Genomic DNA, 21,756 nt, shown 5'->3' with positions numbered 1-21,756 from the left:
TATTGGTGTTATTTGAGGTAGCCACAATCAGACCATCTGGCCGATTGCCTTACGGAAACGAACCAGGGATGCGATAAACAGCACGCTGCCAATCGCAACGATGATGAAAAACTGCGGCCACACTACATCTATACCTGCGCCACGGTAAAGAATCGCCTGCCCTGCCGAGACAAAGTGCGTGGTTGGTGCGGCCAGCATTACGTTTTGCACAAACGCCGGCATGCTCTCGCGTGGGGTGGCGCCGCCCGAGAGGAGTTGCAGCGGCAAGAGAACCAGCACCAGCAACATGCCGAACTGGGGCATGGAGCGCGCCAGCGTAGCCATGAATATGCCCATCGAGGTGGTGGCAAACAGATGCAGTGTGGCGGCCAGCATGAAGAGTGTCACCGACCCCTGAATTGGTACGCGTAACATGCCCTGTACCACAAATACCAGTGCCACCAGGGCGGCCAACAGCACTACCAGCCCCATGGACCAGACTTTGGCCAGCATGATTTCGGTTGGTGTCACGGGCATCACCAGCAAATGCTCAATGGTGCCGTGTTCTCGTTCGCGGATCAGTGCAGCGCCGGTCAGAATGATGGACAGCATGGTCACGTTGTTGATGATCTCCATCAGCGAACCGAACCAGGATTGCTCCAGGTTGGGGTTGAAGCGCATGTGCAGCGTCAGATCCACCGGTGGCGCTGTCGTACTTCGATAACGCGAAACAAATTCATTCACTTCGCTGGCGACAATCTGCTGGATGTACCCATTGCCGGTAAAGGCCTGACTCATAAGAGTTGCGTCCACGTTGAGCTGTATTGTTGGTTTACTCCCGGCCAGCACATCGCGCTGGAAGTTCGGCGGAATGTTCAGCGCGAAGGTGTAGTCGCCCTGATCCATGCCGGCATCTACCTCGGCAAGCGTTATCATGGTCGGGGTCTTGAAAAGCGGTGGGTAGAAGCTTGATATGATGCGCGCCGACAGCGGCGACGCGTCCTCGTCGACGATGGCTATCGGCGCGTTGTGCAGGCTCTCGGGCATGGCGGTGGCAGCAATATAGATCGACACGGTAAAGGTGTAGGCGATCAGTACCAGCATCATCGGATCGCGTGCCAGACTCCACAGTTCCTTGATGCCCAGACGATAAATTTTGGCGATTGGTGAGTTCATGTTCAAACCTCCTGTTTCTTCAGCAGCAAGACAGACAGGCAGAGAATCACGGGCACTGCGGCCAGCAGCGGCCAGAACGAGGACATCAGGCCGGAAATGTCCAGCGCCTTGCTGAACACGCCCCGGCTAATGGTCAGAAAGTGGGTCGCCGGATAGATGCGGCCGATGAAGGCACCCATGCCTTCGAGTGAGGACACCGGGTTGAGCAGGCCGGAGAACTGCACGCAGGGGACGATGGTGCCGATCATGGTCACGAACATGGCGGCGATCTGACTTTGAGTGAAGGTAGAGGCCAACAGGCCAAAACCGGTGGAGCCGACCACAAAAATAAACGCCGCCAGTGTCAGGGTGGCGAAGCTGCCCTTGATCGGCACCCCGAATACGGTGACGGCCAGGGCTGACAACAGAAAAAAGTTGATCATTGCCAGTACAACGTAGGGCAGTTGTTTGCCGAGCAGAAATTCGCTGCGCGTGACCGGCGTGACGTAGAGGTTGATTATCGAACCCAGTTCCTTCTCACGCACGACCGACAGCGCCGTCAGCATGGCGGGGATCATCATCAGCAACATCGGCAGTATGGCCGGAACCATGGCGGGCAGGCTTTTGACGTCGGGATTGTAACGGTAGCGGGTTTCAAGCGTGCTGGCTGACGCCAGGTTTATGCCCAGCTGGTGCTTGGCCATGTCGACGAGCCACATCTGGTGGATGGCCTGGACGTAGCCGCGCACAGTCTCGCCACGGGTAGGCATGGCGCCATCGGCCCAGGCGCCGACCTGCACCGGGGTGCCGCGCTCGATGTCACGCCCGAAGCCATGAGGGATCTCGATGGCCAGTGCCAGCTCGCCATTGCGCATGCGTCGATCCAGGCCTGCGTAGTTGGTGATCGGCGATTTTTCGATAAAGTAGCGCGACCCTGAAAGGTTAAGCGTGTAGTTATGGCTCAGTATGGTCTGGTCGTGGTCGAGTACGGCAAAGGACAGGTTTTCCACATCAAGGCTGATGCCGTAGCCCATGATGAACATCAGGATCGCCGTGCCCAGCAGTGCCAATGTCGCACGAACCGGGTCGCGCTTCAGCTCCAGGGTCTCACGGAGTGCGTAGCTGAAGGCGCGACTTGGATCAAAGTGGGATCGGCGTGGTTTGACCGGTGGCCTCGTCGCCATGGTAACCGAAGGTTTTACAGCTGGAGGTGCGTTCTCGGGCTGAGCTGCATCGGCCTGGGGACCGTTGGCCGAGGCCTCCTCCAGATAGGCGATAAAGGCCTCCTCCAGAGTGTCTGTGCCGCGCAGGCGTTTCAGTTCTGCAGGCTTGTCGCTCACCAGTACCCGGCCGGCATGCATCAGCGAAAGGCGGTCGCAGCGCTCAGCCTCGTTCATGAAGTGGGTGGAAATGAAGATCGTTACCTGGTCATTGCGCGAAAGGTCGATCATCAGTTGCCAGAACATATCGCGCGCGATAGGATCCACCCCGGAAGTCGGCTCATCGAGGATCAGCAGTTCGGGCTTATGGATCACGGCCACCGCCAGGGACAGACGCTGACGGATGCCCAGCGGCATGTTCTCAGGCAGGGTGTCGATGACCTCGGCCAGGCCGAAGCGCACCACCAGCTCGTCGACACGGTCAGGGATTCCGGCCTCGGGGAGGGTAAACAGCCGGGCATGCAGGACCAGGTTCTGGTGCACGGTGAGTTCACCGTAGAGTGAGAAGGCCTGAGACATATATCCCACGCGGCGCCGGGTGTCAATGTCGCCTGCATTGACGACCTGGCCGAACAGCAGCGCTGTGCCTGCGCTTGCCGGCAGCAGCCCGGTGAGCATTTTCATCGTGGTCGACTTGCCGCAGCCATTGGAGCCCAGAAAGCCGAATATTTCGCCACGCCGGATGCGGAAGTCGACATGATCCACAGCCACGAAGTCGCCGAAACGCTTGGTCAGTCCCTGGGCCTCGATGGAGATCTCGGACGTAACCGATGCCATCAGAGGCGGCACTACCACGGCCCGGTGGCCGCGACGTTTTTCTTCGGGCAGCAGGGCGATGAAGGCTTCTTCCAGGGTCGTAGAGGCGGTGCGCCCGTGCAGGTCAAATGGCGTACTGGCAGCCAGGACCTTGCCTGCATCCATCGCCACCAGCCAGTCAAAGCCATCCGCTTCTTCCATGTAGGCGGTGGCGACGATCACGCTCATGTCTTTTCTCTCGGCGTGGATGTTCTCGATCAGACTCCAGAATTGCTTGCGTGAGAGCGGATCAACGCCGGTGGTCGGCTCATCCAGGATGAGCAGATCGGGATCGTGGATCAGTGCACAGCACAGGCCGAGCTTCTGTTTCATGCCGCCCGAGAGTTTTCCTGCCGGGCGTGACAGGAAGGGCTGCAAACCCGTGCCGGCCGTCAACTCGTCGATACGGCGCCGACGCTCGGCCACATCATGGCCGAACAGGCGGCCGAAAAACTGCAGGTTCTCTTCCACCGATAAGGTAGGATAGAGGTTCTTTCCCAAGCCCTGCGGCATGTAGGCGATGCGTGGACATATCGTATTGCGATGGGGGGTGCTGGTCATGTCGCCGCCCAACACCTCAACCTTGCCTTGCTGCACCGCGCGTGCACCGGCAATGAGTGCCAGCAGGCTGGACTTGCCCACGCCGTCGGGGCCGATCAGGCCGACCATGCAGGCGGCGGGTATATCCAGGGTGACGTCGTCGAGCGCCAGTGTCTTGCGGTACCGCAGGCTGACATTTGCTAAGTGTGCGACCGGCGGTGCGGGACGCGCTGTATCTGTATTCACTCTGGAACCTTCATCGCCAATTCGGCAGGCCATGGTACCTGCGCATCGAGCTTGATCCAGGCCATGCCCGGGAGGCCGGTCTTGACCAGCTTCAGATGTTTTTGCAATAACTCGGGATCAATCTGGGCCTTGACGCGGAACATAAGCTTCTGCCGTTCGCTGGCGGTTTCCACCGTTTTCGGTGTGAACTGGGCTGTGCTGGCGACAAACGTCACCTTGCTTGGAATCACGTACTGCGGCGCAGCGTCGAGGACGATGTGCACCTCGCTGCCCAGTGCCAGTTTTCCAGCGACGGCTTCGGGGGCAAAGAAGGTCATGTATACGTCGTAAAGGTCGACCAGGCTGAGTACTTTACCACCGGCAGCCAACACCTCACCGGGCTGGGCGATGCGATACTGCACGCGGCCAGCCTGTGGTGCGGTGAGGGCACTGTCGTTGATGTCGGCCTTGATGCGTGTGACGGTAGCCTCGACTGCGGTGACGGCAGAGCGTGCGCTCACCACCTGTGTGTGCGCTGCAACAATGGCGGCCTGCGCAGCGTCCGCCTGTGCCTTGGCGGCGACAATGGCGGCCTGCGCACTGCGCACCCGTGCCCTGTCATCGTCGAGTTCCTGTTCCGACGCTGCACCTTCACGGGTCAGCGTCTCCGAGCGCGAAAGACGCCGTTGTGCGGCATCGAATTCGCTTTTTCGTTGCGCCACAAGGGCTAGCAGAGCCTGCCGATCACTTTCGCGCACGGCCACCTGCGCCTCGGCACTGGCGACGGCGGTGATGGACTGATCCTGCCGCGCCTGCGCTTCGTCGCGTTGCGCATCGAGTGTCTGAACCTGCATGTGAGCGAGTGTCTGGCCCGCCGTAACGAAGTCGCCTTCGTCGACCAGAATGTCCTGGACGCGCCCGGCGAGTTTGGCGGCCACATTAATCTCCGTGGCTTCGAGACGGCCATTGCCACTGACAAAGCCCTTGCCGGGACCCTTGGGGCGCAGCATTTGCCAGGCTATCAGAGCGGTCACTGCAAGGGCCGCAATGACTACAGCCAGAATGAACCATTTCTTCCATTTCTGCAGGAATGAAGTGACCGGTACGGTGACCTCAGGGCTAACCGGTGTCGAGGCATTTGTGGTCGGTGGGGGAGCCGGTGCAGCTAACGGTGCGGTGACTGAATCAGTTTGAGGAGCTGGTGCGGCGGTTGCGGTGATTGGTGCAGCAGCTGGTGTTGTGACCTCAGGGCTAACCGGTGTCGAGACCTTTGCGGTAACCTCAGGGGGCGTTACAGCAGCCTGTGGTATAACCGTTACGGTGACTGTTACAGTGACCGGTGCGGTGTCCGTTGCCGCATCAGGCGCGGTTGCTGTAACGGTGACCGGTGGTGGAGTGGTGGCGTTCATTGGCTGTTTGTGCCTCGTTTCGAGTTAAGGGTATCGGATGCCAGCGGCGCAATGAAATCCATTGAACTGCCACCCAGGGCCGCATACAAGCTGACGCGGCTGGTAAGCAAAGCCCGGCGAATCTGCACGACCTGCTGCTCGGCGGCGAGCAAGTCGCGCTGGGCATCAAGCACTTCGAGAAAAGCGGCCGCCCCATTGTCATAGCGCAATTGGGACAACCGCGCGCGCTCGGTTTGAACCGCCAGGGCTCTTCGTGCGATGGCAGACTGTTCGGCCAGCCAACGGCGGGCCGACATCGCATCGGCCACGTCGCGGAAAGCGCTCTGCACGGTTTTCTCATAATTGGCCACTGCCAGGTCACGGCGCGCTTCTGCCAAACTCAGGTTGTTTTGCCGGCGACCGCCATCGAAAATCGGCAGTGAGATGCTCGGCGAGAAGATCCACGCCAGGCTCCCCGAGGCGAACAGGCCGTCAAGTTCGGAGCTGGCCGTGCCCAGAAAACTGGTCAGGGTTACGCGAGGAAAAAAAGCAGCGCGTGCAGCGCCGATATTCGCATGCGCAGCTTTTAACTGGTACTCTGCCGCGACGATGTCGGGTCGCTGGATCAGCAGGTCGGATGGCAGTCCGGCGCGTAATTCGATGTGCAAGGACTGTTCATCAAGGTGTTCCGGCATGAGGGGGAGATCGACGGGCGCACCGACCAGCAGCGTCAGCGCATGGGCCTGGGCCGCGCGCAACTGTTCGAGCTGGGCACCCAGCGCCTGTGCCTGCATAAGCAATGTCTGCACCTGGGTCAGGTCGAGCCGCGAGGTTGATCCGACTTCCACGCGGCGCGTGAAAATGCGCAGGGATTCAGCACGGCTGGCAATTGTCCGGCGCGCCAGTACAAGACGCTCATCCAATTCACGCAAACTCAGATAACTGCCCGCGACCTGCGCGACCAGTCCAATGGCGGCAGCACGGCGGGCTGAATCGGTGGCCAGATAGTTCTCCAGGGCTGCATCCTTCAGATTGCGGACGCGGCCCCAGAAATCGATCTCCCAGCTCGCCTGGCCCAGCGCAACGTGATACAGACTGCTTTCCGAGGATTCACCGGTCAAGCTCAAGTCTGCGGGAAGGTGTATACGGTCTCCCCCGGCCTGGGCGTTGATGGCGGGAAACTGATCGGCGCGCTGGATGCCGTAAATGGCACGCATTTCCGCAACGCGCAGCACGGCAGTACGCAAATCGCGGTTGTTTTCGAGCGCTATCGCGATCACAGCCTGAAGTTGCGGGCTGGTGAAATAATCGCGCCAGCCGATGGCCGTAATACTTGCGCCTTCCTGCGAGGAGTTGCTTGCATAGACCGGAGAGACCGGCAAGGCCGGCACTTTATAGGGCGGCGCCATTGAAGCACAGCCGGGCAGAAGCAGAGCGATGGTGGCAGCCATGACGGGCAGACCTGTCATAAGTTGGAACCAACGGAACGGCGTGAAAATGTTCATCGTTCTCCTTCTTGGGGGTGTAAGACCCTACTCCCCGGAAATTCTTAAATCCACTTCAAATTGGACTATGTCAACAAGTCGTGTGCGGTATCATCAATTTCTCTTTAAAAAATTGCCGAATCCGGCAGATGCACTTTGGATGTCTTAATTAGTACCGCTCCAATTTGCATTCTTTGTGCCACATTCCAATCATTGGCAGCACATCAATCATCGTGTTGATATTAAGGGATTATGAACTGAGGGTGAATTCAGATTGTTGTTGGCAGCTTTGGGAGAATGGTCATATTTGTCCAAGTGGTCATATCTGACCCCTGTTTTCTAGGGATGAAAATTATGTTTTCTGGATATTGAGCTGACACATCGTCAACGGCGAGAAAACTGATGGTATTGATGCACTGCGTATCGAGATCTAAGTTCATAAAAATTCTTTCCCGTTTGATATTTCTACTTTTAAGGATGCTTGTCTTTTTCCAAAGCAGCCACCTTCAGAAGACGGCGTCTGAACCGCTCGTCTCCCTTAAAATTGGCGTGCAGGAACGTCTGGACCAAATCCCAGGAAAGTGCATCTCCTGTAACTTGGCCGCCTAAACACATGATATTCATATCGTCGTCCTCTACTCCCTGATGGGCAGAGAAAGGATCAGTGATCAACGCCGCTCTTACGCCGGGCACCTTGTTGGCTGTTACGCAAGCCCCAACCCCGCTACCGCAAATAGCTAATCCCCTCTCTACCTCACCCCGCGCCACTGCCTGGGCCAACGGCACTACAAAATCCGGATAGTCATCTCCTGCAACCAGCTTATAGGCGCCGAAATCGACCACTTCATAACCGGCGGCTTTGAGGGCGGCAGAAAGGTGTACCTTCAACTCAAAACCGCCATGGTCTGCAGCTATGCCGATGCGCATCATGTTTTCTCCACACTCGGTGTTTTCTTTTCCTGCGTATCGCTTTGGTCCCACTTCCAGTTCAATATTTCCGGCATGTCCTGACCGTGCTTGTTGATATACGTTTTATGCTCAATGAGTTTGTCCTCTATGTCCTTTTTCAGCGTGATGCCAGCGCCCTCCTGCGGCAGACGATGAAGTACGTCGAGGACCAGGTGAAATCGATCCAGATCGTTTAAGACCGTCATGTCGAAGGTCGTGGTGATGGTACCTTCTTCCTTGTAGCCCCGGACATGCATGTTTTTATGGTTGGTGCGGCGGTAGGTCAACCGGTGTATCAGCCAGGGGTAGCCGTGGAAAGCAAAGACTATCGGCTTGTCTTTGGTGAAGAGCGCATCGAACTTGTCGTCGGAGAGCCCGTGCGGATGTTCCATCTGCGGCTGCAGCTTCATCAGGTCAACGACATTGATCACCCGGACTTTAAGATTTGGTAAATTTTTGCGGAGAATGGAAACGGCAGCGAGCGTTTCGAGCGTCGGCACATCGCCGCAGCAGGCCATTACCACGTCCGGTTCCGTTCCCCGGTCGTTGCCGGCCCAGTGCCAGACGCCTATTCCCTCAGTGCAGTGTGCCACCGCCTCATCCATAGTCAACCACTGCGGTGCCTGGTACTTGCCGGCAACCACGACATTGACGTAATCCCGGCTCCTCAGACAATGGTCCCAGACCGACAACAGGCAATTGGCGTCAGGCGGCAGGTAAACACGCACGATGGAAGCCTTCTTGTTGACCACATGATCGATGAAACCAGGATCCTGATGGGTAAAACCGTTATGGGCCTGTTGCCAGACGTGGGAGGCGAGCAGATAATTGAGCGAGGCGATTTTTCGCCGCCAGGGCAATTCGGCGGTGACCTTCAACCACTTGGCGTGCTGGTTGAACATGGAGTCGATGATGTGCACAAAGGCCTCATAGCTGTTGAACAGACCATGTCGACCGGTGAGCAGATACCCTTCGAGCCATCCTTGGCACTGATGCTCGGAGAGCATCTCCATGACCCGGCCTTCTGTTGCGAGAAATTCATCGTTGTCCTGGGTCCGGGCCTCCCACTGCCGATCGGTCACCTCCATAACGGCGTTCAAGCGGTTGGAAAGCGTCTCGTCGGGGCCGAAAATCCGGAAATTCCGCGCCTCTTTATTGACTTTGACCACATCGCGCAGGAACTCTCCCAGCACGTGGGTGTCAGCGGCCTGAACTGATCCCGGCGCTGGCACCGGCACCGCAAGGTCCCGAAAGTCCGGCATAATCAGATCACGCAGCAGAATGCCGCCGTTGGCGTGTGGATTGGCCCCCATCCGCCGGTCACTCTTTGGCGCAAGCTCTGCCAACTCCGGCATCAGCCGGCCATTCGTATCGAACAGTTCTTCCGGTCTGTAACTCTTCATCCAGCTTTCGAGCTGGCTCAGGTGATCGGGATGTGCCGCATCGATCAGGATCGGCACCTGGTGCGCTCGAAAAGTGCCCTCTATCTGCTGACCACCGACGACTTTCGGTCCCGTCCAACCCTTGGGTGAATTAAAAACTATCATCGGCCAGCGCGGTCTGGCGGCATCGTTATTGTCCCTGGCGTTACTTTGGATGCCCCGGATCTCGATAATTGCCGTCTCCAGTATCGAGGCCATAAGATGATGCATTTTTTCCGGTTCATCACCTTCCACAAAGTACGGCGTCCAGCCGTAGCCTCGGAGCAACTGATCCAGTTCCTCATGGGTGATGCGGGCAAGGAGGGTCGGGTTGGCTATTTTATAACCGTTGAGATGCAGGATCGGCAGTACGGCGCCATCGGTGATTGGATTCAGAAATTTATTGGAATGCCATGCCGTGGCTAAAGGGCCGGTCTCCGCTTCGCCGTCACCTATGACGCAGGCGACGATCAGATCCGGATTGTCGAATACGGCCCCGAAGGCGTGGCTGAGCGAATATCCCAGCTCGCCTCCTTCGTGAATCGATCCCGGACACTCCGGGGAGACATGGCTGGGAATCCCGCTGGGGAAGGAGAACTGGGTGAACAGTTTTTTCAGTCCGGCGGCATCCTGGCTGATATTTGGATAAACCTCGCTGTAGGTGCCTTCAAGATAGGTATTGGCGACCAGCGCCGGGCCACCGTGGCCCGGGCCGGAAATATAAATCATATCCAGGTCATATTTGGTGATGACCCGGTTCAGATGCACATAAATGAAATTCTGGCCGGGGGTCGTGCCCCAGTGCCCGAGCAGTGTCGGCTTCACATGCGAGAGGTGCAAGGGTTCTCTGAGCAACGGATTGTCGTAAAGGTAAATCTGGCCGACAGACAGATAGTTGGCGGCGCGCCAGTAACCATCCATCCGGTTGAGCAATTCAGGTGTAAGAGGTTCATTCTGCATGGTTCATTTCTCCATTTTTTAGCCATCTATTTTCTTTCTTCCGGAGGTCCGGTCATCGTTGGTATATGCAACCACGGTGCCCCGAGGTGCCGAAAGCAACCCGTTGTTCCGGAACCGCGGGATCGGGTTTCGTTGTATAGTAGGCCGTGACCAGTTCTGGTACGCGAACCAGCATCGATGGGCCAGCGAGTTTGCCTGCGTAAGGGCTTATGTTCATGATTTTGAATCCTGTCTGAATTGTTTGTCGCCGATATCGACACTGATGGTGTTCCAATATCTCGGTCACAGATCGTGGTTAGGATTACGCTAGTGAGGTTTCCAAGGGGAGGGTGTAACTATGCTATTCTTTAATTTTGCAATCATTGTGCCAGGTCTTAGGCACTTTGTTCATGTGATCTATCGTTTTGCTATTTATGAAGAAAATACCGAAAAAAGATGCGCTTGAAAGCGCTGACGATCAAGGGACGGGGTCATATTTGCCCAAATGGTCATATATGACCTTGTTCAGGTTTTCCTGGTGATCATGCATGGCAGATCGCAGATCATGAGCGCAGCCCAAAAAAACAACAGACGTAAAACTTTTTTTGATTCACTTGAGGGTATCGCTACAATACTGAGAATCTCTGTGCTTTTCTTTTGCCTGCCATGTCTCTATTTCGATAAATATGCGTTGCACATGCGGGTAAGCTTGTTTGATAGCCCTGTCCAATCCCGCCACGGTCACCTCAACGTCTGTGGCGAGTATCGGGTCCACGAAATCGACGCTGATATTCACAAGAATGAAGTCAGGCCCCATATGCATGGTCAATACTTCGTTGACCTGCTTGATTTCTTTATAGGAACTGGCGATTTCCCGTATCCCCTGAACGACCTCTTTGTTGGCGCTCTCCCCGATCAACAGGCTTTTCGTCTCGGATGCGAGCAGAAGGGCGGTTCCGGCCAGTATCAAGCCTATGATGACGGCTGCGGCTGCATCATAGGCAGGGCTGCCAGTAATATCGCTGACAAGGATTCCCAGAAATGCGATGCCAAGACCGAGGATTGCGGCGGAATCTTCCATCAGCACGATAAAAATCGATGGATCTTTCCCTCTGTGAATAGCCCGAATATAGCCCCAGGTTCCTTTCGATTTGTTGAATTCTTTGAGAGCGATATACCAGCTGGTCCCTTCAAATATCAAAGCCAGGCAGATAACGCCGTAATTGACGGAAGAATTCTTCACCGGCACCGGAGAGATGAGATGATCAATTCCTTTATACAGGGAAAGTCCGGCACCACCGGCAAAGAGGACCATGGCTACAACAAAGCTCCAGAAATAAATCTCCTTGCCATGTCCGAAAGGGAATTGGCTGTCGGCCGGCATTTTAGCTCGTTGCAATCCATACAGCAGCAGGATTTCGTTGCCCGTGTCAGCGACCGAATGGAATGCTTCCGACAACATGGCCGAACTTCCGGTGATAACGGCTGCAGTGAATTTGGATATTGCTATCAGGCAATTTCCGATCAAGGCTGCATAGATAACCTTTTTAGAAGGGGTCATCATGTCTTAATTCCCAGGTTTTTCCTTCCGGTCAATGTATCGGATTTACGCTCCAGTTCTACAATACCCTGGGCTCCAAGCAGCAGTATCACTGGGACAATCTCAATACTTATGAGAGCCACCACCGTTATGGCGATGGAGACGTAAATGATATTAACCATGGATACGTTCGCGCAATACCAGATCAGCACACGGCGGGTGATCTCCCATAAAACCGTTGCGGTCACTCCCCCGATGAGCGCGTGACGAAACCTGACCCGCACCACAGGCATCACCAGATAGATAGAGGTGAGTATCAACACTTCGCCGACTATTCTCAAAAGAGACAGTGCCACTGCGGTTGTACCTCCGAGGTTTAAACTCCAACCCAGAATTATCCGATCTCTGTCTTCCTGGGTCTTAATTGCACCAAATGGCCGGATTTCAGGAGTAAGGCATTAATGACCAATCTGAGCAACTACAATAATTTTATATTTTTGGTACTCCGGTATCGCTCGTATTTTTTCTCAAATCTTCTCTTGCTTGTTTTGCCAGATTCTCATAATTGAATCGAACCAAATCGAGTTCCTTCTCGTCTAATTCTTCCAGATCCAGAAGCGCATTATGTGCTCCTTCCATAACGCGGATCAATTCGTCCAATTTTACCTGTAAGGCCATAGAGTCACGGTTTTGTGTGTTTTGTATGAGGAACACCATAAGAAAGGTGACAATAGTAGTGCCGGTATTAATAACCAGTTGCCAGGTATCACCGAATTTGAAGATTGGGCCTGTGATGAGCCAGATAATAATGACTGATACAGCCATCATAAAGGCAGTGGGCTGTCCGGTTTTCCGCGCTGTCGCTTTTGCAAAGCGGGTAAAACAGGAGGTAGATTTTGTAGGTTTCATAACGATTCCTCATTTTTGATAAAAGATGCAGGTGTTTGCTTTTTGTCTCGGATGCAGGCAAAAAAGGCTGTTTCTGCAGGTTCCTTTCGTCAATCAGCGCGTAAGCTTGATGGCATCATAGAGTCCATCAAGCACCATCTGCGTCCCAATTACCGCAAGGATTAAACCCATCATACGAGTAATTGCTCCTAATGCGCTGGTACCGATGAAGGCCACAAACTTCTCACCGAAGACAAAACACACGTATGTTATTGCACAAAGAATGGCGAACACCGCAATAGTCACTGCCATATTGACAAAACCGCCCGCGGAGAAATTCATCGCAGTTGTAATGGTGCCCGGACCTGCGAGAATCGGTATAGCCAGTGGAGATACCGACACACTGAGTGCCGCCGCCTTTGACTCCCGCCTGTCTTTTTCGCTTGGGTGATTAACCCTTGAAAAATCACCCTGCAACATGTGAAAACCTATAAGAAAAACGAGCAGACCTCCGGTAATGCGAAAGGCAGGCAGGGTAATGCCAAACAATTCGAAAATCACCTTTCCCGCAAAGGAAAAAACGACAACGATCAGGAATGCCAATATCAGCGATTTTGATGCTATGGCACTCTTCGTCTGTTTATCCTCTTCATGCGTAAGACTCATAAAAATAGGAATGTTAGCGATGGGATTCATAATCGCAAAGAATCCCATAAAGACCGTCAATGCGTGTAGCAGTATCTCTTCCATTTTTTAGCTTTCACCCTCTCTCAGATATTGCCTATGGTAGCCAAGGGAATCGGAGTACCAATTACGGGACAGCCCCTCGCAAACCCCTGCGCGCGGTTTTCCAGGAAAAGGCTCCGCATTATTGCTGATTCTTATGATTGCAAACTTAATGCCTATTTCATTGTACCGATGAGTTAACCAGAACAACCTATAGAAAATCCCTGCTTTCCATTATCACATAGTCCTCTGAGACTACCGAGTCTCAGAGCATCTCTTCGCGGTAATGTTGTCAAATAGAGGTCATATATGACCAGTGGTTGCATATGACCTTTCAGCGTGTGATTCCCGGCATCTGCGTTATCAGCGATTTGCATATTTATTATATAGACAAATCAGTAAGATATGCATTGAAAAGCAAAAGCTGTATCTCTGGTATGAAGTTTGAATGCCTGCAGATTAGAGAAGCAAAATGCTGCTGCATAATTCATTCGAATGGAGACCTTGATGTTAAAAAATTTGAAGCCAAAACAAGTGTTTCACTATTTTGAAGAACTGACTGCAATTCCGAGATGTTCCGGTAACGAAAAGCAGGTGAGCGATTATCTGGTTAATTTTGCAAAACAAAGAAAGCTGAAAGTGTTTCAGGATAAAGCTCTGAACGTCATTATCAAAAAACCCGGAACCGCAGGATATGAAAAATCACCCGCGGTGATTATTCAGGGACATATGGACATGGTCTGTGGTAAATCCAAAAAATCCAGTCATGATTTTACCAAGGAGCCGATATCCTTAAAGATCGATGGGGATTTTCTACGAGCGAATGGCACAACGCTCGGCGCGGATAATGGCATCGGAGTGGCCTATGGCCTGGCTATTTTGGATTCGAAGGACATTCCCCATCCACCTATTGAGTTGCTCGTCACAACCGACGAAGAGACCGGTATGCACGGAGCGGCATCACTCAAAACAGCTCATCTTACCGGTAAAACGCTTCTGAATATCGATGCGGAGGAGGAGGGCGTATTCTTTGTCAGCTGCGCGGGTGGACTGATTCTCATAAATGAGTTCACCCCCCGCTGGAAGAAGACTTCCGGTAGTGGCCTTCTCATAAAGATTTCCGGTTTGCAAGGCGGGCATTCAGGCCTGGAAATTGTCAAGCAAAGAGCTAATGCCATCAAGCTTCTGGGAAGAGTACTGGACTCGGCCAGGAAAGCTGGAGAGTTTAATATTTCCGCGATCTCAGGAGGTTCGGCTCACAATGCCATCGCCAAAGAAGCGCAAGTGACCGTTGCCGCCAGTAGTTCCGTTCTCAAAAAGATCAAGGTGATTGTTAAAGGATTCTCCGGGGAATTAAAAAAGGAATTCGCATCTGCGGATCCGGATCTGCAGGTGGCAGTCACTGCTGTCGATAAAGTTGCCACATCCATTGGCAGGGGTTCTACGGCGAGGCTTATTGACTTTCTCTTGATTGCTCCCAATGGCGTTCAGTCGATGAGTCCCGATCTGGAAAATCTCGTTGAAAGCAGCCTGAATTTTGGCGTACTCGAGCAATTGGAGAAATCTATCAAGATCACTATTTCTGTGAGGAGTTCTGTTACTTCCATCAGGGAAGAGATCACCCGCGGGCTTGAAGCCTTGGCGAAGAGGGTCGGCGCAAAAACCTCACGAACAGGTGAGTATCCCGCCTGGCATTACCAGGCGGATTCGAAGATACGGGATTTGTGCGTCGCTGTTTACAAGGAGGTCTCCGGCAGCGATGCATCTATACAGGCCATTCACGCAGGACTTGAATGCGGCCTACTCAAGGAAAAACTGCCAAAGACGGATATGATCAGCTTCGGGCCGAACCTTTACAGTGTCCACACGCCGGATGAGTATCTCAGTATACATTCGGTAGCCAATATGTGGGCATTCCTGAAGGCGATCCTCATAAAATTAAAATAGGGAAACACGGAGGAGAATCATGGCTAAAGCGAAGTCTGGAGCCAAAAAATACGAACTGTCTCAGGACGCCTACGGCGGAAAGCCCGGAAACGAATATGTGCCCTATATTCCGACGACAGAGGTCATGCCTGAACTAACCGGATATTCCATCATTATCGGCGTCCTCTTCGCCCTCATATTCGCCGCGGCAAATACCTACCTCGGGCTCAAGGTCGGTCTTACTATTTCCGCAGGCATACCCGGCGCGATTCTCGCGACAGGCCTTCTGAAAGGACTTTTCAGAAGGAACAATATCTTGGAAGCGAACATGGTCGCGTCTCTTTCCGCCATGGGCGAGTCCATTGCCGGGGGCATCATCTTCGTTCTTCCGGCACTGATACTCCTTGGTTTTGGCCTGAGCATCATGACGGTTGTTATCGTGACAATCATCGGCGGCCTGATGGGCGTATTCTTTATCACCCCGGTAAGAAGATATCTTATTGTCGAGGAGCATGGCCATCTCATCTATCCCGAGTCGATGGCGGCGGCCGAGGTACTTGTTACCGGAAGCGAGGGTGGCAGCGGATTCAGGACCGTCCTGCTCGGCATGGGGGTTGGCGCCGTTTACAAGATATTCTCCGGCGGCTTCAAATTCTTCGGCGAAAATGCTTCGTATACCATACAGTCCTATCAGGGAACCATGATAGGTGTAAATACCGTTGCTTCACTCATGGGGGTCGGCTTCATCGTCGGCACAAAAACCTCCATACTGATGTTTGGCGGCTCCGTTATTGCATGGCTTGCTCTTATTCCCTTAATTAAATTTTTCGGCGCCGGGATGACGGAGCCTGTTTTCCCCTCGACAGTGCCGATATCAGAAATGGGGGCATTTGACGTGTGGTCCAGTTACATTCGATATATCGGTGCCGGTGCCGTTGCCACCGGTGGCTTCATATCGCTCATTAAGTCCCTTCCCACCATCGTCAACAGCTTCAAACAGGCAATTGGTGGAATGGGCAAAGGTGGAACCGAAAGTGTGAAGAGGATGGATCTTGAGTCACCTCTCACCTGGGTCATCGCTGCAGCGGTATTGGGTTTTTTGTTGACCTGGTTTGTGCCGATCATCGGCGGAGGCCTGGTCGGCTCTCTCCTTGCCGTGTTCTTCAGCTTCTTTTTCGCGGTCGTCTCGGGCAGAATGGTCGGCCTGGTCGGCGCTTCCAACAACCCCGTATCCGGCATGACCATTGCGACACTTCTTGTCGTCACGACTGTCCTGAAGCTTATGGGCAATACCGGTGATCTCGGGATCAAGACCGCACTGATGATTGGCGGCGTCGTCTGCGTCGCCATCGCCGTAGCGGGTGGCACGGCACAAAGTCTTAAGACGACCTTTATCATCGGCGGCACTCCCAGAAAAGTTCAGCTCGGCATGTTTGCCGCTCTTTCGATTGCCTCTGTTGCTGCGGGAGGTACCTTGATTTTATTGAATTCGGCCTATGGCATCGGTGACGTGGCCGTTCCTGCACCACAGGCAACGCTCATGAAAATGATCGTCAACGGCATCATGACGGCTCAACTTCCGTGGACGCTGGTATTTATCGGTGTGGCTCTGGCGGTATTCTGTTTCATGGCGAAAATACCAATCCTCGCGGTTGCCCTTGGTATTTATCTTCCCATAGGTCTCACTGCGGCAATATTTGCCGGCGGCATCGTCAGAGATCTCGTGGAGAGAAAAATGCAACCCGCCGCCAAGGAAAAGGACGCTGAAGATGACAAGACGGTTGAAAAGGAAAAAAATGTTGACCTCGACAAGGCGGTTGAAAAGGGGATACTTCTTGCGTCAGGCCTTGTCGCGGGAGACGCCTTGATCGGCATTGTTATCGGCATCTTCGCCGCTATTGGGACGGATATCGCCTTCGGACTCAAGCTCTTCCCCGTTATTGCAGAGAGCAATCTGGCAGCTTTTGTCATGTTCCTGTTACTGGCAATCTGGATGTATATCTATTCGACGAGAAAGGATTGATCAAAATGAACCGGCAAAGCTGTGCAAAGGATAAATATAATTTTGTCCTCTATATTCCCGAAATCATCCACCAGAAATTCAGAGTAACCGATACGGGCAGGGTCATTCTGGATTTCAAGATAAATCCAGCCAAAAAGCTGCTGGGCAGGCTTGTAAACAGAGAACCTGCTGCAGACCTTGAGTTGGATGAGCTTTCTTCTTCAGTATGGCTCAACATGGATGGAACGCGAAGCATCCTGGATATAGCGCGCATCCAAAGCAAAAAGACCGGCGACGACATAGACGAGGCTGCGCGAAGAATTGTCCAGTTTATGCGATATATTGCCAATAGAGGCTGGATCAAATTTAAACTGGCCGAAGCCAGGCCGACATCACGGATTGCTCTTCGTTTTAGAAATTCAGGTTGAAAAAATAACTTTGACATAAACAGAGGTGCATAATGATACTCGCGGGTGACATCGGCGGAACCAAAACAGCGTTGGGGATATACTCACCTGAAAAAGGTATAGGGACGCCTCTTGCCCGGGAAACATTTGCAAGTGCAAAGTATGCCTGTCTTGAGGATATTGTGGCTGAGTTTCGCCTGAAGTTTGATTTTGAAATTGAAAAAGCTGCTTTCGGAGTAGCCGGCCCGGTTGCCGGAGGAAAGGCAGTAATTACCAATCTCCCCTGGACGATTGATGAAGACCAGTTGAAAAACGCCCTCGATACTTCATCTGTCAAGCTCCTCAATGATCTTGAAGCAATATCCTGGTCAGTTTCTTCCCTGGAAGAAAACGATATTTATGCTCTGAACGACAATGGCGAACCTGAAAAGGGAGGAACAATCGCTGTTATCGCACCCGGAACTGGTCTTGGCGAGGCCTTTCTGGTATGGGATGGTTCGCGATACCTTGCCCATGCCTCAGAAGGTGGTCATGCCGATTTAGCACCAACGAATGAACTGGAAATTGAACTCCTGCGCTATTTACTGAAGAAATATGAGCGTGTGAGCTATGAGAGGGTATGTTCCGGAATCGGTATTCCCAATATATATAATTTTTTCAAGGACAGTGGCAGGATAGAAGAACCCGCGTGGTTGATGAAAGAACTCGTAAACGTGCAGGATCCTACACCGCTGATCGTCAATACAGCTCTTGAAAAAGAGAGCAGTTGCCCTATTTGTAAAGCGACGCTGGATATGTTTATTTCTTTTCTAGGCGCAGAAGCAGGCAATATGGCTTTAAAAATACTACCAACCGGCGGAGTCTATTTAGGCGGAGGGATTCCACCTCGGATTCTTCCGCAACTTCAGAAAGGGCTTCTTATGAAGACTTTTCTACAGAAGGGGCGAATGTCGAAATTACTTTCTAAAATGCCGGTTAATGTCATCCTTAAAAGTGACATGGCCCTTACAGGGACCGCCTATTATGGCCTCGAAATATTATAGGATGAGTAACCGTTCACCAGCACCTCATTTTCGTCCGATCAGGCCACTTCACATAGCCAGCTATAGCTCGGAGGCCTGCTTGAACGATCCTGGAGCGCTGGTTGAACGGTTACTGTGATCGGGGTTATGCTGTCAGTTATTGCGCTTCGGTGACCGATTACTAGAATTTCAACACACCTAACCAATATGGAGATGAGATAATGGCGGCTTTATCTGTGACTGTCAACAAATCGAATAGTCTGGAATCTAAGCGTGAGAGTAATTACACGCCGGCTTTGTCGGCGCTGACTATGCTGTTTTTCATGTGGGGTTTTTTAACCTGTCTTAATGATATTTTGATTCCTCATTTAAAGTCGGTGTTTTCGCTTAGTTACTTTGAGGCAATGCTGATTCAGTTTGTATTTTTTGCGGCATATTTTATCGTCTCTTTACCTTCCGGGTATATTGTTAAAAAATTAGGATATAAAAAGGGGATAGTGGTCGGGCTGGTAACAGCAGGGATAGGGTGTCTTTTGTTCTATCCTGCCGCAGGTTCTCGTATTTACGGTTTGTTTTTGCTGGCTTTTTTTATCCTGGCATCCGGAATTACCCTGCTGCAGGTTGCCGCCAATCCTTATGTATCTATTTTAGGGAAACCTCAAACAGCTTCCAGCCGTCTTAACCTTACCCAGGCCTTTAATTCCCTGGGAACCACCGTCGCTCCCTACTTTGGATCATTGCTGATTTTATCCGTCGCAGTAAAGAGTGCTTCGGAATTGTCGCAACTTTCCAGCTCGGATCTGAACATGTACCAGTTGGCAGAGGCTGCGGCCGTTCAGGTTCCCTACCTGGGATTGGCAGCTGCTCTATTTGTTTTGGCCGGGATAACGGTCTTGCTTAAACTTCCGGTTATCAAGGACAATGAAGACGACTCTGAAACCGGCAATTTTCATGAATTTGATCGATTGCACAAAAGCGCCTGGGGCTACAAACACCTGGTGCTTGGTGCTCTCGGAATTTTTGTGTATGTAGGCGGGGAAGTGGCTATTGGCAGTTTCCTGGTTAATTTTCTCGGTGAAAAAAATATCGCCGATATGTCACCATTTGAAGCAGGCCATTATGTCTCATTTTACTGGGGGGGCGCCATGGTCGGCCGCTTTATTGGTTCTGCGCTGATGAGAAAGCTGAACCCCGGGAAAATACTGAGCTTCAATGCCGCTGTTGCTGGAGTGCTGGTTGTTATTACCATGCTGTTCGATGGAAGAATCGCCATGTGGTCAATTCTATCTATCGGGCTATTTAATTCTATTATGTTCCCGACGATTTTTTCTCTGGCTCTCCGCGGTCTGGGTAAGCATACCAGCCAGGGGTCTGGTATTTTATGTATGGCTATTGTGGGAGGAGCACTCATTCCTTTATTGCAGGGAGCTCTTGCCGATAGTATTGGGATACACCATGCATTCCTCTTACCAGTATTCTGTTATATTTATATCGCATATTATGGTGTCAAGGGATCTGTTCCGGAGTTTGTTAAAGCAGCAGGGGTGTCGTAAAGGGAAAGAAAGTAAAAAAACTCGTCAGGCCAAAAGCCACCCTCGTCATTCTCATCGTGACAGCATCTATCGTCTCCAGAGGCTGCTTGAACTCGATGAAATTTATGTCGGTGGCAAACGTACTGGTAAGAGAGGCCACGGAGCAGGAGGTAAACAACCTGTGCTTGTTGCCGTGGAAACTCGAAGAGAGGTGCTGGGTCCGGGATTCTTTAGCGGCTGTATGAGATCATCGGCCAGTCGCAGTTTCGTACCCAACGAATTGATCTCCGCCCGTTCGAGGACGTTTTCCAGTTCCGGTATATTTCCCGGCCAGTTGGTAATCCTGCAAGGTCTGCATCTCACCAGCCAGAATCCGCGTAACGACCTTGTTACGCAACTTTCCGCCTTAGGGGCTGATGGCTAAAATGATGCTTCCACCCAATAAAATAATAAAGAAAAGGAGAAACATCCTGATTGCTCATCGCAGGTCATATACAACCACATGGTTATATATGACCTGCAAAATAAGCAATTAACCGTTATCGAGTCTTCGCATTTCAATCAATATTGCTCAATAAAACAAAGGAATAGGAGAAGAGATGTGAAAACAGTGCGCTGTGGCACAATGATTGCGAAATAAATCATTGAGGTAGCCACTGCGGAAGGGGAGCCTGGGATGAAAATATCCACAATCCAGCAAGAAGTGCAAAAGGGAGCCTGGCAACATGCACGGCCTGCTTATTTATCCAAAATTTTCAGAAACATCTTGGTCTATCACATACAATCTTCCGATATTATTGGCCCCAATATGGTCTTGCCCTTGTCCGGCCTGTCCACCGCGGCCGTTCTGTTGTCAGAAGAGTTGTGAAAAAATGAATCCCGTTTACCTGGGTTAGAGAAGTCACGATCTCAGTCTGAATAACCTGCACTCACAAGGAGTCTCTCATGAATAAACGATTTTTGGTAGTATCCGCCCTGGTCGGCGCCTTATCTCTGCAAACCTGCTTTGCATTGGCAGCGACCGCTACAGATACATCTGCGTTGACCACCACCGTTCCAACAGCAGGCCGGGAAAACACCCAATCAGACGATCAGGGACAAATCTACGGCGTCCAACTGATGACACCACAAGAACGTACTGAATTTCGCGCCAGAATGTCTGCTGCAAAATCTCTTGAAGAGCGGGAAAAAATCCGCAACGAAAATCATCAGGCCATGCAGGAACGCGCCGAATCTCATGGCATTACCCTGCCCGATCAGCCTCCTGCCGGTAAACAAGGTATGGGCCAAGGTGGGGGTATGATGAACCAGGGTGGCAGTATGATGAATCAGGGCAGTGGCAGTATGGGCCATGGGGCTGGTATGGGATCCGGAGGCCAACGCAGTCAATGATCGGCCACTGCCTGTGCCAACCGGCGTGAAGAATCTCGGGTTCATCAGCCAGTTCGTTGAAATTGACGATGATGTCGTTTTTACGGTGGAATATTCGGTGCGCGCAGCGCAAATGGCTGTTTATCAACGACTGGGTATTGAGCGAAAGATTCCACTCATAACCCAAAACTCCAAATCGCTCAAAGTGCAGCTCGATGTAGTGACGAAGTCGTTTACATGACAGACAG

19 protein-coding genes and 2 pseudogenes are annotated in these 21,756 nt (G+C 52.4%); 10 read left to right on the top strand and 11 right to left on the bottom strand.

Annotated features, from left to right (window positions below):
* Positions 1-27: 27 nt before the first annotated feature.
* The 3 genes from FCL47_RS02705 to FCL47_RS02695 are packed head-to-tail and all read right to left on the bottom strand — an operon-like array spanning position 28 to position 4,978.
* Positions 28-1,155 carry an ABC transporter permease gene (locus tag FCL47_RS02705; protein ID WP_136811904.1) on the bottom strand — a complete coding sequence of 376 codons (1,128 nt, stop codon included), beginning with the start codon at positions 1,153-1,155 and terminating at the stop codon, positions 28-30.
* 2 nt (positions 1,156-1,157) lie between these two features.
* A complete protein-coding gene (rbbA, locus tag FCL47_RS02700; protein ID WP_136811903.1) occupies positions 1,158-3,968 on the bottom strand; it encodes a ribosome-associated ATPase/putative transporter RbbA in 2,811 nt (936 codons plus the stop codon).
* A complete protein-coding gene (locus FCL47_RS02695) occupies positions 3,932-4,978 on the bottom strand; it encodes an HlyD family secretion protein (protein ID WP_370459541.1) in 1,047 nt (348 codons plus the stop codon). Before FCL47_RS02695 ends, rbbA begins: the two co-directional genes overlap by 37 nt.
* Between FCL47_RS02695 and FCL47_RS24740 the strand changes: the two genes are divergently transcribed.
* Together FCL47_RS24740 and FCL47_RS24735 are read left to right on the top strand one after the other, a co-directional pair.
* Complete coding sequence (locus tag FCL47_RS24740) at positions 4,962-5,108, top strand: hypothetical protein (RefSeq protein ID WP_205747194.1); 147 nt, start codon at positions 4,962-4,964, stop codon at positions 5,106-5,108. The two genes, FCL47_RS02695 and FCL47_RS24740, sit on opposite strands and share 17 nt — an antisense overlap.
* Positions 5,109-5,129: 21 nt before the next feature.
* Positions 5,130-5,351 (top strand): hypothetical protein, encoded by a 222-nt coding sequence (locus FCL47_RS24735; RefSeq protein WP_205747193.1) that lies wholly within the window; start codon positions 5,130-5,132, stop codon positions 5,349-5,351.
* Here the strand turns inward: FCL47_RS24735 and FCL47_RS02690 are convergent.
* From FCL47_RS02690 to FCL47_RS02660, 8 genes are all read right to left on the bottom strand, one after another.
* The gene (locus tag FCL47_RS02690; protein WP_240744105.1) at positions 5,320-6,807 is read right to left on the bottom strand and encodes an efflux transporter outer membrane subunit; all 1,488 of its coding nucleotides are present in this window, start codon (positions 6,805-6,807) and stop codon (positions 5,320-5,322) included. The two genes, FCL47_RS24735 and FCL47_RS02690, sit on opposite strands and share 32 nt — an antisense overlap.
* 450 nt (positions 6,808-7,257) lie before the next feature.
* The gene (locus FCL47_RS02685; RefSeq protein ID WP_136812161.1) at positions 7,258-7,713 is read right to left on the bottom strand and encodes an RpiB/LacA/LacB family sugar-phosphate isomerase; all 456 of its coding nucleotides are present in this window, start codon (positions 7,711-7,713) and stop codon (positions 7,258-7,260) included.
* Positions 7,713-10,115, bottom strand: a complete 2,403-nt coding sequence (locus FCL47_RS02680; RefSeq protein ID WP_136811901.1) for a phosphoketolase — start codon at positions 10,113-10,115, stop codon at positions 7,713-7,715. Before FCL47_RS02680 ends, FCL47_RS02685 begins: the two co-directional genes overlap by 1 nt.
* A gap of 52 nt (positions 10,116-10,167) precedes the next feature.
* Positions 10,168-10,332: a hypothetical protein gene (locus FCL47_RS24295; RefSeq protein ID WP_153306345.1), complete on the bottom strand. Its 165-nt coding sequence runs from the start codon at positions 10,330-10,332 to the stop codon at positions 10,168-10,170.
* A gap of 372 nt (positions 10,333-10,704) precedes the next feature.
* Positions 10,705-11,658, bottom strand: a complete 954-nt coding sequence (locus FCL47_RS02675; protein ID WP_136811900.1) for a cation diffusion facilitator family transporter — start codon at positions 11,656-11,658, stop codon at positions 10,705-10,707.
* Positions 11,655-11,990, bottom strand: a complete 336-nt coding sequence (locus tag FCL47_RS02670) for a YhjD/YihY/BrkB family envelope integrity protein (RefSeq protein WP_205747191.1) — start codon at positions 11,988-11,990, stop codon at positions 11,655-11,657. The genes FCL47_RS02675 and FCL47_RS02670 overlap by 4 nt, the downstream gene beginning before the upstream one ends.
* Before the next feature lie 133 nt (positions 11,991-12,123).
* Positions 12,124-12,543 (bottom strand): low affinity iron permease family protein, encoded by a 420-nt coding sequence (locus FCL47_RS02665; protein ID WP_136811898.1) that lies wholly within the window; start codon positions 12,541-12,543, stop codon positions 12,124-12,126.
* A gap of 93 nt (positions 12,544-12,636) precedes the next feature.
* Positions 12,637-13,272: a MarC family protein gene (locus FCL47_RS02660; protein ID WP_136811897.1), complete on the bottom strand. Its 636-nt coding sequence runs from the start codon at positions 13,270-13,272 to the stop codon at positions 12,637-12,639.
* Positions 13,273-13,755: 483 nt separating this feature from the next.
* On the opposite strand from FCL47_RS02660, the gene FCL47_RS02655 reads away from it, so the two are divergent.
* The 8 genes and pseudogenes from FCL47_RS02655 to FCL47_RS02620 all read left to right on the top strand — a co-directional run.
* Positions 13,756-15,195 (top strand): aminoacyl-histidine dipeptidase, encoded by a 1,440-nt coding sequence (locus tag FCL47_RS02655; RefSeq protein WP_136811896.1) that lies wholly within the window; start codon positions 13,756-13,758, stop codon positions 15,193-15,195.
* Between the two features lie 19 nt (positions 15,196-15,214).
* Positions 15,215-17,197, top strand: coding sequence for an OPT family oligopeptide transporter (locus FCL47_RS02650; RefSeq protein WP_136811895.1), 1,983 nt, complete (start codon positions 15,215-15,217; stop codon positions 17,195-17,197).
* Between the two features lie 5 nt (positions 17,198-17,202).
* A complete protein-coding gene (locus tag FCL47_RS02645; RefSeq protein ID WP_136811894.1) occupies positions 17,203-17,604 on the top strand; it encodes a PqqD family protein in 402 nt (133 codons plus the stop codon).
* Positions 17,605-17,636: 32 nt separating this feature from the next.
* Positions 17,637-18,626 carry a glucokinase gene (gene glk, locus FCL47_RS02640; protein WP_136811893.1) on the top strand — a complete coding sequence of 330 codons (990 nt, stop codon included), beginning with the start codon at positions 17,637-17,639 and terminating at the stop codon, positions 18,624-18,626.
* Between the two features lie 200 nt (positions 18,627-18,826).
* Entirely contained in the window at positions 18,827-20,158 is a 1,332-nt protein-coding gene (fucP, locus tag FCL47_RS02635) for an L-fucose:H+ symporter permease (protein WP_136811892.1), read from the top strand.
* Between the two features lie 52 nt (positions 20,159-20,210).
* A pseudogene (locus FCL47_RS25000) lies at positions 20,211-20,357 on the top strand (IS1595 family transposase); the annotation flags it as partial.
* Between the two features lie 725 nt (positions 20,358-21,082).
* Positions 21,083-21,529, top strand: coding sequence for a hypothetical protein (locus tag FCL47_RS02625; RefSeq protein ID WP_205747190.1), 447 nt, complete (start codon positions 21,083-21,085; stop codon positions 21,527-21,529).
* Positions 21,525-21,749, top strand: a pseudogene (locus FCL47_RS02620) (oleate hydratase); the annotation flags it as partial. The gene FCL47_RS02625 and the pseudogene FCL47_RS02620, both read left to right, overlap by 5 nt.
* Positions 21,750-21,756: the final 7 nt, after the last annotated feature.

The sequence above is a fragment of the Desulfopila sp. IMCC35006 genome, from assembly GCF_005116645.1.
Lineage (GTDB): Bacteria > Desulfobacterota > Desulfobulbia > Desulfobulbales > Desulfocapsaceae > Desulforhopalus_A.
This window is presented reverse-complemented; position numbering and strand designations above follow the sequence as displayed.